The 14121-nt window shown below is 49.5% G+C and carries 8 protein-coding genes; 5 read left to right on the forward strand and 3 right to left on the reverse strand.

Going from position 1 to position 14121, the window contains the following annotated elements; all coding sequences use genetic code 11:
• Nucleotides 1-478 precede the first annotated feature (478 nt).
• Both ACINK7_RS01235 and ACINK7_RS01240 read left to right on the forward strand, forming a co-directional pair.
• Nucleotides 479-1372 carry a toll/interleukin-1 receptor domain-containing protein gene (locus ACINK7_RS01235; RefSeq protein ID WP_404359293.1) on the forward strand — a complete coding sequence of 298 codons (894 nt, stop codon included), beginning with the start codon at nucleotides 479-481 and terminating at the stop codon, nucleotides 1370-1372.
• Between the two features lie 139 nt (nucleotides 1373-1511).
• The gene (locus ACINK7_RS01240) at nucleotides 1512-2366 is read left to right on the forward strand and encodes a hypothetical protein (RefSeq protein WP_404359295.1); all 855 of its coding nucleotides are present in this window, start codon (nucleotides 1512-1514) and stop codon (nucleotides 2364-2366) included.
• 63 nt (nucleotides 2367-2429) lie between these two features.
• Here the strand turns inward: ACINK7_RS01240 and ACINK7_RS01245 are convergent, their stop codons facing one another.
• Genes ACINK7_RS01245 through ACINK7_RS01255 form a run of 3 tightly spaced genes read right to left on the reverse strand, consistent with a single transcriptional unit; the run spans nucleotide 2430 to nucleotide 7646 of the window.
• Nucleotides 2430-4205, reverse strand: a complete 1776-nt coding sequence (locus tag ACINK7_RS01245; RefSeq protein ID WP_404359296.1) for a TolC family protein — start codon at nucleotides 4203-4205, stop codon at nucleotides 2430-2432.
• A 26-nt stretch (nucleotides 4206-4231) separates the two neighbouring features.
• Nucleotides 4232-5563: an HlyD family secretion protein gene (locus tag ACINK7_RS01250; protein WP_404359298.1), complete on the reverse strand. Its 1332-nt coding sequence runs from the start codon at nucleotides 5561-5563 to the stop codon at nucleotides 4232-4234.
• A 13-nt stretch (nucleotides 5564-5576) separates the two neighbouring features.
• Complete coding sequence (locus ACINK7_RS01255) at nucleotides 5577-7646, reverse strand: peptidase domain-containing ABC transporter (protein ID WP_404359299.1); 2070 nt, start codon at nucleotides 7644-7646, stop codon at nucleotides 5577-5579.
• A gap of 671 nt (nucleotides 7647-8317) precedes the next feature.
• On the opposite strand from ACINK7_RS01255, the gene ACINK7_RS01260 reads away from it, so the two are divergent.
• The 3 genes from ACINK7_RS01260 (at nucleotide 8318) to ACINK7_RS01270 (ending at nucleotide 13592) form a co-directional block, all read left to right on the forward strand.
• Nucleotides 8318-10102, forward strand: coding sequence for a GspE/PulE family protein (locus tag ACINK7_RS01260; protein WP_404359301.1), 1785 nt, complete (start codon nucleotides 8318-8320; stop codon nucleotides 10100-10102).
• Between the two features lie 838 nt (nucleotides 10103-10940).
• On the forward strand, nucleotides 10941-12677 hold the full coding sequence (locus ACINK7_RS01265) for a choice-of-anchor I family protein (RefSeq protein WP_404359303.1): 1737 nt from the start codon (nucleotides 10941-10943) through the stop codon (nucleotides 12675-12677).
• Between the two features lie 297 nt (nucleotides 12678-12974).
• Nucleotides 12975-13592 (forward strand): inorganic pyrophosphatase, encoded by a 618-nt coding sequence (locus ACINK7_RS01270; protein ID WP_404359305.1) that lies wholly within the window; start codon nucleotides 12975-12977, stop codon nucleotides 13590-13592.
• Nucleotides 13593-14121 lie beyond the last annotated feature (529 nt).

Genomic DNA, 14121 nt, shown 5'->3' on the forward strand with positions numbered 1-14121 from the left:
ATAAACCAGAGACCTTGTATTTCCCTTAAATCGGCGCATGCGTCTAGATTTCGCTACCATCCTTTTTCAGGAGGGTTAGTTTCGTGAAGCTGAAATTCATTGGTATGATGTTTTCGGTGTCGATAAACGGAAATTAAAAATTAAGCGTTATATCAGTGTTAAGTTTTGAATAATAAACGCGCAGATATAATTCGTGGTTTTGATACCTCGTCGGAGACACTAAAAATGAATGAGGTGTTGGTTGATTTCGGTGTCCTTGAAACATTATGAAAGATATTAAACACACACAGTACAAAAGGCCGCTGCCAAGTCATGAAAGATTGACCGGTTGGTGCATGCCGTCTAATAAAAAAGGCCGTCCAGATACAGTTTGGCTCATGGACTCTTTCCGTTACTTGGCGTTTAGGGTATCTGTCGACCTTTCCGTTGTGATACCAAAAGATTGTGGTAAACACTTCGATTGCTTCGTTTCGGCGCCATGAGCGGTGTGTTCATTTGTTATCGCCGCGACGATCGGCCAGGCTTCGCCGCTCGGCTTGCCGAAAGCCTCGAGCGCGTATTCGGTGCCGGCAAAGTGTTCCGTGATGTCGAGGACATCGCGCCGGGAACGGATTTTGAGGCAGTCATCGTCGAACGGCTACGCGAAGTGGATGTAATGCTGGCGGTGATCGGACCAGGTTGGCTCGATGCCGTTAATGAGGGAAGGCGGCGCCTGGACGACCCCGATGATTTCGTAAGGATGGAACTTGTTACTGCCCTGGCAGCGGGAAAACCGGTTTGGCCGGTGTTGGTCGGGGGCGCCTCCTTGCCGCTTGCGGATGCGCTGCCTGGGGACTTGCAGCTTTTGGTACGGCGCCAAGCTATCGTGCTCAGCGATACCGGTTGGAGCGACGATGTCGCGCGCCTGATCCATGCCCTGCGGCCTCTAGTGAAAGTACCGGTCGGACGGCGGCGATTTTTATTGGCACTCGGCGGTTTTGCGGCTCTGGCCGTCGTTGCAATCGTTTGGCGGACGATCGGCCGGCAACGGTCTACTATCGACTCCGAACTTGTTGGTAACTGGCAGGCTCAGGTGGTTTACGATTGGGGGGATCGCTACACGGAGTACCTCGAGTTCAATGTTGTCGGCAGAGCTATTTATGGGACGGCGAGCTTTCTTGGTGTACCGCGTATTATCGAGGAGGGCGCCATCGCCGACAACGGTAACATCTTCTTCGTGACTCGTAGCGAGACTGTAGCCGGCGACGAACGCCGACTGCTCACCCATCGCTATCGAGGAAGTCTTCAGGCCGGGCGTCTGCTGCTGGTGCTGGAGAGCCTTGGCGGTTTCGACGTATATTCTCCGGTAAAAATCGAGGCTGAACGCCAATAGGCGGCCACCGATTCACAGCAAATAGCAGAGTAAACGGAGAGTAAAAATAACGGGGCGGAGAAACTAAAACATTTGCCATGATTTCATTTATTCCGACTACGATTGTTACATTAATCGGATTGTTCCTTCTATTTTCACAATGATGCAAACTGATAAGCACTCAACACCCCGAAAAACACTGTTCATCGGCTCGATCGCGACGCTAGCGGTGATCGGTTTGGCGACCTATTTTTCCCTAGATCGGACAGTTTTCGACTCGGCGCAAGAAACCGCGCCCGAAACGATTAGTCGCTTTTCGAAACCGGATCCATCCGCCGCTTTGAAAGAATTATACGGTAGCGAATTCTCCGGCGAATCGATTAAAACCGAATCCGGGGAACTGGTCGGTTTTTGGTTCGAGCAAAGTTTCGCGATCGGAGGTCTCGATTATCATGTGATATTCGGCAAGACTCAGAAAATCGACCCGGAAACGGGCGCGCCGCTGGATAGTCATGTGCAGGGCGTCAAGGTCGGTGCGGCGACTTACCGGTTGGATTCGGATGGCTGGCGCGCAATCGGAATGCAAACAGGAATCGGTGAAATCGGTTCATGGGGTGAAGCTCCCGATATTAAACAGGCGGAAGTTTTGACTTTATCGCCGGAGCGGATCGCGTTCATGCTCGACTTCGGCTACGGCATGGGCGGTTATTTCGATGACGGTAAGGTGCTGTTCGGCTTCGACGGCACGACGTGGATCGATTTAGGTTTTGTGCAAACCGGAGGCAATAATGCGGGTGCCTGCGACGATAAGCCGCTGCCTTCCGGGATTATGATTCCTTGTTGGTCTTATACCGGCACTATTTCGGTATTAAGCGATATTCATCACGGCTATCCGGATTTATTAGTCGCGCGAACCGGCACCCAAAGCGGCGATGAGCAACACCCGGTTAAACCGGCCGAAAACGCCGTGTATCGTTTCGACGGCGATAAGTACGCGGATACGGGCCGCGAATGATCCTAAATTGGCCGGGGTATTTTCACCGGCACACGGTATACTCCGTGTGAGTCTCGAGTTCCGTCATTTCGAGATCAATCCCGCCAGGTCGACTTTGCTGTAACCGAGAAGGGTGCCGGTTGCATAGGCGAGGTCTATCAACCCGACTTGATAATCAGCAATAGCCCTGACTTCTTTCATTTGTGCATCGCCGAGTTTGGTGAGCATTTCCAATACTTCGGTCATCGTCCGCAAACCTTCTTCAAATTGCTTGAGTTCCGCGTCGTAGTTGGCCCCGGTCAGTACGACGTTTTGCCGGGCCGCGATGATACGTTGCCAATTTTGCGATACGGTGTCCAAAGCGTCGTAAATTTCCCTCCTTACGGTCAGCTCTTTTAAATCGCGCGTCGTCAGGCGTTGAAGTCTTTGTTGCACGGCACGCGATAGGCGCGATTTACGCAGTTCGTTGGTCAACGGAATTTCCAGTCTCAAACCCACCGACCAGTCGTCGTAGCGCCCGGTAAACGCATCGCCGTAGGCGCCGCCAAAGTCGTCGTAATCGCGGCCTTGCGAGCCGTAGCTGTAGTCCAGCATGAACATCGGTAGCGTTTGATTTTCCAAATAGTCGATCTTGGTCGCGTCGGCAGCGAGTTTTAATTCCAACTCCAGCAGTTCCAGGCGGCCGTCCAATGCTTTTCGGGCCAATGCTTCGCGGTCGAAATCGAAACTAACCAGCATCGGCGAGGTTTCGGGAATCATAATCGTGGAGGTATCGATGCCGTAACGCTTGTCGTTGAGAAATTGCAATAATTGGCGTTGACTAAGTTTGAGACGGGTATTTGCGACGATCAACGTTTCCATGCGTTCGGCCACGCCGATTTCGGCCCGATTGATTTCGATCGCGGCGGTCAGTCCTTCTTCAACCCGGCGTTTAACCATCGTTAGATTTTGTTGTGCGATTTCGTATTGTTGGCGCCGGATGTCCAATTCGCCCCAGGCTGCGTATAACGCCCAATAGGCCTTGTCGACCGTTGCCAATACGCGGATCGATTGCAGTCGGGTTTTGAGGTCGACGATTTGTTGTTCGTAGCGTGCGATTCGAATGCCGGCGACATTAGTCGAAATACCGGCATCGCGCAGTAGCGGCTGGCTCATCGAAAAACGCAGCGCGCTTCGGTATTGGTCGGAGGCCACGAAGCGGCTTTTGCTTTTGTTTTCGAGCGGGGTACTGAGTGTCACTGTTCCGCCGGTTCTTAGCGGAATCATGATGCCGGCCTCGACATCCCATTGTTCGGCGCTTTGCGGCATGTAGCCTAGCTTGGCGATTTCGTCATTCAACGGCGAGTTTTTGTCGACAGCCTTGAAGTTTACGACATCGCCGTCGAGAAAAGGCGTGTCTTTATTCGAATACTTGGCGCGCGCGAAAATCAGATCGTCAAACCGGGCCTCTTCTTCGCTGACGACCGTGGCGGCGATGCTCGGGTCGATCAGCGCGATTTTCAAGTCGAGATTGTTGGTCAGCGCCATAGCACGCGCATCGGCGATCGTCAGTGCATGGCTTTCTTCCACGGCTTCGGTTGTGTCTTTTTCCTCGAGCACAACGGGAGGTGCTGTCAAATCCAGCTTTTTCGGGTCGGCTCTGAATTCGGCAATCGCGGTGTCGAGTGTTTTCGGCTCGGCTCTCGACAGATCCGGCAGCGTCAAATCTTCTTCACGTTGCATACGCTCTTCGACTTTTTGCGCCATCTCCGGTTTCGGCCCGGTATCGAAATAGAAAGAACAACCCGACAATAAAGCGAATGCCCCGGAAACCGTCAAATTTCGGTGAAGGCGTGCAATCGGGAAATGAGTTTTCAACATAAATCGTCTGTTCTCGTTAAAACGCGCTATTTATCGGATTTTCTGTATGTTTGAATACGGTCCAGATCGCGATATGGATGTTCCGGCGTCAACATCGGTGGGAAGCCGTTCAACTGCCGCCATATTTCGAAGCCGATACTGACTTGCTCCAACAGAATCCAAGCTTTGACAGCGCCGCCTTGGCGTAAAAATCGCTCGGAAGGCCACAAGTGATCGCTTTCGTCGGGTACGATCATTACGCGGAATTTACCTTGGCCATTGTCGCTCGCATCGACAAAGGCGACGGTACCGCCGAACGTACCGACTGCGACTTCAGGCCAACCGACGAATTGAATCGCGGGCCATCCTTCGAACATTAATCGTGCATGATGTCCGGGCAAAATCAGAGGTGCATCGTTGCCGGAAACCCAAACTTCGACCGCGCGAGCATCGATGTCCGGTACCAGAATCAACAGCGGATCGCCTTGTTTGACGATTTGGCCTTGTGGATTTACCAATAAGCGTAAGACGGTGCCGCTTCGAGGCGCAGTAATGCGTTGCGATTTTTGTCGGGCAATACTGACATCGTTGCTAACGAGGCTGTTACGGATATCCTCGATTTCGCCGAGTATTTTGTTCTTAGAGGCAGTTGTCGAATCGATCTTGGCTTGCGCATCGGCGCGAATTTGATTGATATCGGCCTCCGCGGCATTTTGTTCAGCCTTTGCCGATTGCAGCGAGGCTTTCGCACTGTTTAGCGAGCGAATTCCGACGATTGCGTCGCGTTCGGCAACTTCGAAATCGCGCCGCGAAACCAGTCCGTCGCCCAATAGGCGTGAAAATCGTTTTTGCTGCAGTTGAGCCGTTTCGTATGACGCCTGTGCCGAAACCAAAGCCTCGGATGCCGCGGCAACCTTTTGCCGAGCCATGTCCAATTTATACTGCGCTGCGGTGACTTTCATGTCGCGCACGGTCAACAGGCTGTCGATTTGGATTTCGTAAGAGGCGAGCTCCCGCTGTTTAGCATCCAGTTTGGCGATATTGGCTTCACGTTGCCGTTTCAAGCGTTCCGGCAATAACGGGTCGATATCGCTGACTTCGACCAACAAATCGTCTTTTTTCACCTTCGAGCCTTCCTTGACATGCCAGTGCAGGATTCGCCCTGAGACTGTCGAATCGACGGTTTGTTGTCGCTCAAGCGGGGCAAATGCCGAGACATATCCTGTACCATTGACGTTTTGTTGCCAGGGCAAAAACAGTGCGAATATCGGTATCAGAATGAACAGCCAGGCGAATATCGTCACAATCTGTCCGACAAAGCGAGGGGTCTGTGAAGCGCTTAATACCGATAATAATGGATGATGATCTTGTGTCTGCATGAGGCCAATGAATCTATAAATCGATGGTTCGTTGACAAAGTTGTGCAATTGTTTTCGACCCGGTCAACAACAACAAAGTCCATGGCGCATCATCCGCGAATAATACATCGCGGGCTGGGCTGTCGGTGAAATGTTTCCAGTCGTCGAGCAGTTCATCGAGAATCAATACACGCGGATTTCCGATGATCGCGCGGGCGAGCAACAATTTTTGTGCCTGGCTGGACGATAGCGGAGAACCGGCCGAGTTGAGCACGGTATAAAGGCCTTCCGGCAATTGTTTTTGGTCGGGAAAGATTTCTAAACGATTCACTATATCTCGAACTTGGTGCACACTGATGTCGGGTCTGCCTAGGCGAACATTTTCGATGATCGTATCCTCAATGATTTCAGTGCGCCCGGCCACCGCGACCGATTGCCGGAGACTTTCCAAGCGAATTTCGCGCATATCGATATGATTGATTTCGACATGGCCGTGACTGGGTAAGCGCAGTCCTGTCAACAATTCGGCGAGCGATGATTTGCCCGTTCCTGGGCCTCCGAATAGCGCAACCTTTTCGCCGGGCATGATTTCGAAGGTCATATTTTTAAACGCTGTATAGCGATTATGATAGGTCAACGTCAAATCATAGACGCCGACATGCGCCGGTTCCGACAGTTTTAACACGTCTCCGGTTTCCCGTTCGACCGTCAGGTCGAGTAAATGTCCCAGCTTGTCGACTCCCGCCATTAAATCGTAATAACTTTCCAATTTCTTTTTTAATTGAGCAAACGAAACGAGTACGCCGGAAACGATCAATTCGGCCGCAACCAATTGCCCGAGACTGAGCTGTCCTTCCATGACTAATATCCCTCCAACGGCCAATAATGTCGTACTGGCTACGGCATATAAGGCGTAAAGACTGTATTGTTGATTCAAAAGAATACGGTAATGGCTTTTACGTGTATTTAAGTATTCATAAGCCAATTCATCGGTACGCTCTCGCGCGAGTTCCGGTCCGCCCGAAAACTTAAAAGTTTGGCCGTTGCGCGCTAAAGTTTCCAGCCAGGCGACCACTGCGTATTTGGCATAGGATTCCTCTATCGAGGTTTCAACGCCTTTGCGGCCCTGTACAAAAATAACGAAAGCAATCCATAAGACCACAAGCAAACCGAACAGTAACAGCAACGGATGATAAGCGGCCAATACCAGTAAGCCAATGATGCCCTGCAGGGCAATGGCGAAGCCGTCCAACAGCAAAAAGGCTCCGGCTTTTTGTACTGTGAGGATATCGAAAAAACGGTTAACCAATTCCTGACCGTTTTTATCGTCGTATTTCGACCATTCGACATTCGGTAGCCGGTTGCCGAGATCGGCCGCCATGCGGACAAACACGCGGCGCTGAATCAACTCGACCAAGTAAGACTGTACTATCGAAATAGCGCCGTAAAATACCAAAAAGATAAACAATAGCGTCGATAATACCGTCAACGGCTGCATCATGCCGCCCAATGCCACCGTGTTGACGAGCGACTGTACCGCGGCAGGTGTTGCGAGGCTCAACAATCCGGAAGCGATGGCCAGCACAATGACATGCCACAGGTCTTTTTTCTCGACTTTAATCATTTCAAAAAGCCGTTGCAGGGGCGGCATGTGTTCGTGACCATGTTCATCATGGGACGAAGCATCCATCGACGCCTTTAATTCTACCAAATGCCATTCGAGTAAACGGTCGCTAGGGCAATCGAGCAACTTCATGAGTTCATTGAGTTTGAGCACCCGTGCCGTGACTACGTGACCATCGATCAATGTGGCTTTGATCCGGCCCCGGCTAAAGCCGGCCAACACCAGCCAGCGCCCGTCATCAAGGGGTTTGAGTAGTTGCGTTAAATGCCCGGAGGCGATCGCGGCTTGATCGATCGTCAGCATCAGCTCATGGCTAATCAATCCAAGCTTGTTGGCCGTTAAATGAAAGTTATCCGAAACGGCACTGGACGGAACTTCATGTTGATGCAGGCCTTTATCATGTGCCGAACTGCCCATTTCCGACAGCAGGTAATCAAACAATGTCCTGAGTACGGTTTGACTGAATGCTTTTTGCGTCATTACGAAGAAAATAGAATAAGTGAGCTGAAAATGGAAAGTGTAAAGTTAAAATTTTAATAGCTTATTAAAATTTGCTTACAAATATCTTACTTAATTCATGTGTTTAAATTTGGCTATGTTTGCGTTAATAGTAGGCGTTGATTCGGCATAAGCAACCTGCGCCTATTGGACTTTGCTGGGCGGGTTATTCAACCTGCTCGAAACGTTTTCATGGGCTTCAGTCGCAGTTGAAAGGTTCGGGACGGGGTACATGCTCCGCCCCGCTCAGGCAGTCTATCACTTAACTCATAGGCGCCAACTTAAGGAAATACCGCGTCATTTCGTCAGGGATTGGCGGAATCCAGTGCCGGGGATGGCAAAGCGTAGCTTTACATCCATATAGCCTTTATATCGGCAATTCACATGCCGATATGACGAATAATGCCGAAAATGCACCATAGAATACGCGCCAAGTCAGCGCTTATAAACGCTGACCTCCCTGTTAGCCTCGAACAAAATAGTATTGCCATAAAAGTCGCAATCATGACAGAGCGAAGTATAGTAACAGCTAAAAGAATGCAATAAGACGATTTTTGCAATGCCTATGATTTGTTAGAAATCGATTGTAATGCGAACCGGACTCTAAAATTTTAGCTAAGCTGTATAGACAATCCTTGAATTAAATAAGGCTTATGCGGGTAGAATTTAATACGGAAGACAAAAAACTAGATATTGGTGGGGTTATCGATTGGCTCGATCGGGACGGTATGCTGTCGGCCAAGGATCTTGAAAAATGCCGGCAATACGCCAATGCCTCGATCAACAAGCACAAGCATCCGCTAAAAATACTGACCGAATGTGAAATCGGCGATAAGACCCGGCTCGGCAAATTGTTGACTCAGGAAGAACTGACCCAATGGCTGGCCGACAAATTAGGGATGACCTATTACTATTTCGATCCGTTACGAATCGACGTACCGAGCGTTACCGCTATCTTTAGTAAGGCTTACGCCACTCATTACAACATACTGCCGATCAAAGTCACTGATGACGAAGTCGTCATTGCAACGGCCGAACCCGATATCGGTTCTTGGCAAATCGATCTTGCCAAGATGCATAGCGGCAATATTAGCTTGGTATTCGCTAACCCCGATGAAATCAAGCGTTATACCGAAGAATTTTATAATTTCTCGCGCTCGCTCAAAGGCGCAGGAGGCCAAACCAATGGCGATAGCCGTGCCGGAGGCCAAAATTTCGAACAATTAGTCGAACTTAGCAAGCAATCCGATTTCGATGTCAATAATCAGCATATCGTCAATTTGGTCAATTGGCTTTTGCAATACGCCTTCGACCAACGCGCCAGCGATATCCACATCGAACCGCGCCGCCTCCAAGGCAACGTCCGTTTTCGCATCGACGGCATTTTGCATCACGTTTATCAGTTGCCGATGCCGATTATGAATGCGGTTTTGAGTCGACTCAAGATTTTGGGGCGAATGAATATTGCCGAAAAGCGACTGCCTCAAGACGGTCGAGTCAAAACCCAAAATGTTAACGGTAAGGAAATTGAACTCAGGTTATCGACGATGCCGACTGCGTTCGGTGAAAAACTGGTGATGCGTATTTTCGATCCCGAAGTCTTGTTGCGCGATTACCGGCAACTGGGTTTCAACAAGCAGGAATTGGCGATATGGAACCGGATGACCTCGCAAACCCACGGCATCATTTTGGTCACAGGGCCAACCGGTTCCGGAAAAACGACCACTTTGTATTCAACCCTAAAGAGGCTTGCGACACCTGAAATTAATTTGTGCACAGTTGAAGACCCGATCGAGCAAATCGAGCCGTTATTCAATCAGATGCAAGTTCAACACAATATCGGACTCGATTTTGCGAGCGGCATACGCACCTTGATGCGACAAGACCCTGATATCATCATGGTCGGCGAGATTCGCGATCTGGAAACCGCCGAAATGGCCGTGCAAGCCGCATTGACCGGTCATTTGGTAATTTCGACGCTGCACACGAACAATGCGCCGGCTGCGGTCATTCGGTTGCTCAACTTGGGTATGCCAGGCTATCTGATTCAACAGACCGTATTGGGTATCATGGCGCAGCGATTGATTCGGGTGCTATGTCGGCATTGCAAAGCGGCCGCGCCGGTCGATAGCCGGCAATGGCAAAACTTGGTCGCGCCGTTCAAAGTTGCACACCCTAAGCAAGTCTATCAGGCCGGAGGTTGTAAGGAATGCCACAATACCGGCTATGCCGGGCGCATCGGAATTTATGAGATCTTCGAAAACAGTTCCGGTATCCAGCCGCTCATTACCGAAGGATGCGATTTAACCGCATTGCAACATCAAGCGATTAAGGAAGGCATGAAGCCACTTAGGCTCAGCGGCGCCGAAAAAGTCGCGTCGGGGTTGACGACAATAGAGGAAGTGTTGCGTGTTGCGCCGGAGAGAATCGATTTTTAATAACAGGTCGAAAGCGGTTGCATAAAACTCATATCGGAAGACGATTAGAAAAAGCGGTTTTTGCCTAGACCGTCGAAAAAGGCCATTTTAGCTAATTTCTGTGTTCCCGATTTTTAAACTAAAATATTTTTGAAATTGTTTGTGATCATAGGCTATTAAGCGTAGGTGTAGGGTGCTCAAAATCTCTTGGGAATTGCTGGAGACCATAGGTTGTAAAGCGCTAGCAGGCTTTTGAGGCACATTAAAGCCTAACGTCAGCATGACTTAACATGAAGTTCGGGTTAAGCAACCCAGCCAGTATCAGGCATCGCTTCCAGAAGACGCCGTGAATACGTCCGTGTAGGCTTGAGTGCAGCATCCATGCTGCGCACACTCTTTCCAGCGATGTCTAATACTGTCTTAATCTTATGGAATATATAGTCTTTTATTCAGAGCTCAGGTTGCTTGTTGCTAAGACGGCTTAACTTAATGGCTGTAAGGTGTAGGGTGCGCATCGCGCACCTGGCTCGGGATCTCACGGCGGTTCGTCACCGTGGAGAGGTGCGCGATGCGCACCCTACGGAGCTCTCCATAAGCGTCGCGATAGCGACACAAAAACCTTCTTCGGATTTCAAATAGGCTGAAGCTTATAGTTAATCAGGAAAAATAAATATTTTAACTATTTGATTTTATATGGTTTTTAATGCGTTTGCCCTGGCTCTTGCTCGGTTTTAGTTGTTTTATACAAATTTCAAAGTCATCAAAATGTAATCTTGCTTATTTACGATTGAAAAGGTCTGGCATCGACTTATTTAACCTTATGCGTATTTCCTTTCAACCCGCCAGGCTAGGAGCAATCGTGAAAAAAACCATCCTTGCAAGTAGTTTGATCGGATTGGGTCTTGCCCTCAATGGACAAGCTGAAGCCGGTAAACCATTTAAGCTCGACTTAAGCCCTATCGGTACTTACGCAACGGGAACTTTTGACAAGTCCGCCGCTGAGATCGTCGCACACGATCCAGAATCGCAACGTCTGTTTGTCGTCAATGCCGAAAGCGGTCAGATCGATGTATTGGATATTAAAGATCCGTCTAAACCGACCTTACTATTTAATATCGATTTATCCGGTTACGGTGCTGTGATAAATAGTGTTGCCGCTCATAAAGGTTTGGTAGCTGCAGCCGTTGAAGCGGCAGTCAAGACCGATCCGGGCAAGGCCGTTTTCCTCGATATCGAAGGTAATGTTTTGGCTAGCGTACAAGTCGGTGCGTTGCCTGATGCACTAACGTTTACTCCGGACGGCAAGCGTGTATTGGTCGCCAACGAAGGCGAACCGAACGACGATTATACGATCGACCCGGAAGGTTCGGTCAGCATCATCGACTTACCCAAGCAAATCGCACAATTGACGCAAAGCCATGTTCGTACGGCGGGTTTCGAAAGTTTCAAAGAGAGCGATCTCGATGCCTCCGTTCGAATCTTCGGCCCGGATGTCAATCCTGGTGACGGCAACCGCGTCGCAAGAAATATGGAGCCCGAATGGATAACCGTTTCCAAAGATTCGAAAACCGCATGGGTGTCGTTACAAGAAAACAACGCGATCGGTACTTTAGACATCAAAACCGGCAAATTCACCGCAGTAAAAGGCTTGGGGTTCAAAGATCACATGCTGACCGGTAACGAACTCGACGTCAGCGATCGGGATGGCAAGATCAATATCACGAATTGGCCGGTTCTAGGCGTTTATATGCCCGACACAATTGCCAATTACGAATACCGGGGAAAATCGTTCATCGTAACGGCCAACGAAGGCGATGCTCGTGAGTGGGAGGGCAATCCGGGTTATGTCGAAGCCTCCAGGTTTCGGGCTTTGTCGGGCGATATCCCAGTTTGCGCCGACTCGCTGCGTTTTCTGGACTTCTTTGCCAACAATGAAATGGGTATCACCACTTTCTCTCAATTGCGCGACAATACTAATCTTGGCCGTCTGAATGTGACGACTGCAAACGGTTTACGTGCGGATGGTTCGTGTTACGAAGACATTTATGCATTCGGCGCCCGCTCGTTTTCGATCTATGCCGCAGACAGCATGAAACAAGTCTATGACAGCGGTTCGGATTTTGAACGCATCACCGCTAAAGTTTACCCCGAAAATTTCAATTCCAATCACCGCGAAAACAGTTTCGAAACTCGCAGCGACGACAAAGGGCCAGAGCCTGAAGGTGCCGTAGTCGCTAAATTGTGGGGCAGCACTTACGCATTTATCGGTTTGGAGCGTATTGGCGGCGTGATGGTTTACGATATCAGCAACCCTTATCGCCCAGCATTCGTGCAATACATCAATAACCGCGATTTTGGCTTGGAACCAGGAATACCCGAAGCCGGCGATCTGGGGGCGGAAGGCCTAACCGTAATCGAAGCATCGAAAAGCCCGATTCCGGGCGTGCCGTTGCTGGTCGTTGCGAACGAAGTCAGCGGCACGACGACGGTTTTCCGCATCAATCGGGGGCAGTTGGTCGGCTCGAAGGCGCTTAAAGGATTCCAAAAATGGGAGCGTTTGGCCGGTCCAAAGGCAATAAAAGGATTCCGTAAATAGTTAAATGGCCTCCTGTTTTAATACGTTGTAAAAATAATCAAACGATTCGTTATACTGTAACTCCATGCTGCCTCTTTTTTGTCTTCCGGCAGGGAGGCAGCTTGCCGATTTGGGCCGAGGCGATTAGCCTAAATGTTTTTTAGAGTGTTGTCGAAATAAACCATTTAAGAAAATTTATAAACAATTCCTCGACGTACTCGACAAGTTCTATTAGATTGGTACATTAATAGCAGCTGAGCATACAAAGCTCTCCCGCAGCGTAACCTTTTCGTTTTTAACTTCAGAACAAATTAGTAAATGAATACCAAACATAGAGCCCACCCTTGGCACGGTATACACCCGGGCGACGAAGCCCCGAATATCGTTACCGCTTTTATCGAAATCGTCCCGTCGGACACCGTCAAATACGAGATCGATAAGGTAAGCGGCTTTCTTAAAATCGATAGGCCGCAAAAATTTTCCAATATGATTCCCACGCTTTACGGATTCATACCGCAAACCTTTTGCGCGGAAAAGGTGGCCGAATTCGCCGAACAGAAATCGGGTAGATCGGTAACCGGAGGCGACGGTGATCCGTTGGATATTTGTGTTTTGAGTGAGCGCAACGTGTCGCATGGCGACATTCTTTTACAAGCGATACCCATCGGAGGGTTTCGTATGTTAGACGGGGGCGAAGCCGATGATAAAATTATTGCCGTCATGAAAGGAGACACGTTTTACCGGCAATGGAATGACGTGTCCGATTGTCCGGTATCCTATATTGACCGCTTGAAACATTATTTTCTGACCTATAAACATCTCCCTAACGAAGCCAGTATTTGCGAAATCACACATGTTTATGGTCGAGAGGAAGCTCACGAAGTGATCAGAAGATCATTAGCGGATTATCAAAACCATTTCGCTTGCGATTCATAAATTTTCCTGATTAGCAAGTTTCTTCAGCTAAAGCCCAAAGATCAGCATATCCCTAGCAGGACGGGGTTCGTAAGCCATGCGCGTCAAGCTAAAAACGGCCAACCCACATCACGCTTTTTCCCAAGCTCCAGCTTGGGAAAAACACCTCGGGAGCTCCAGCTTCCTGAGATTGACACAACCTCCGCTCACTCTCAATCAACCCCGATTCGCTCGCTCGTTCAATCTTTCTTGATTTTCGGGAAGCTAGAGCTTCCTGAACAGGTTACCCAAGCTGGAGCTCTCGCCGTTATACACAAGTACCGGTAAAGGTGCTGAACAGAGTTTATCGAATACCTGGGAACGGTACTGTTTGAAAAATCAGTGGATATTGAAAGTCAATGGCTTTCCATCACCTAGCGTTAGGTAAGGGCGACGAAGGCGTCGCTCCCACAAAGGGCGGATGCTCTTGTGGGAGCGATCCCCAGATCGCGATTTCGAAGCCTAGTGTGTTAAGCGACAATCAATGGTATCGAGGCCTCATTGGTTAAGA

Source organism: Methylotuvimicrobium sp. KM1 (genome assembly GCF_044788715.1).
Classification (GTDB): Bacteria; Pseudomonadota; Gammaproteobacteria; order Methylococcales; family Methylomonadaceae; genus Methylotuvimicrobium.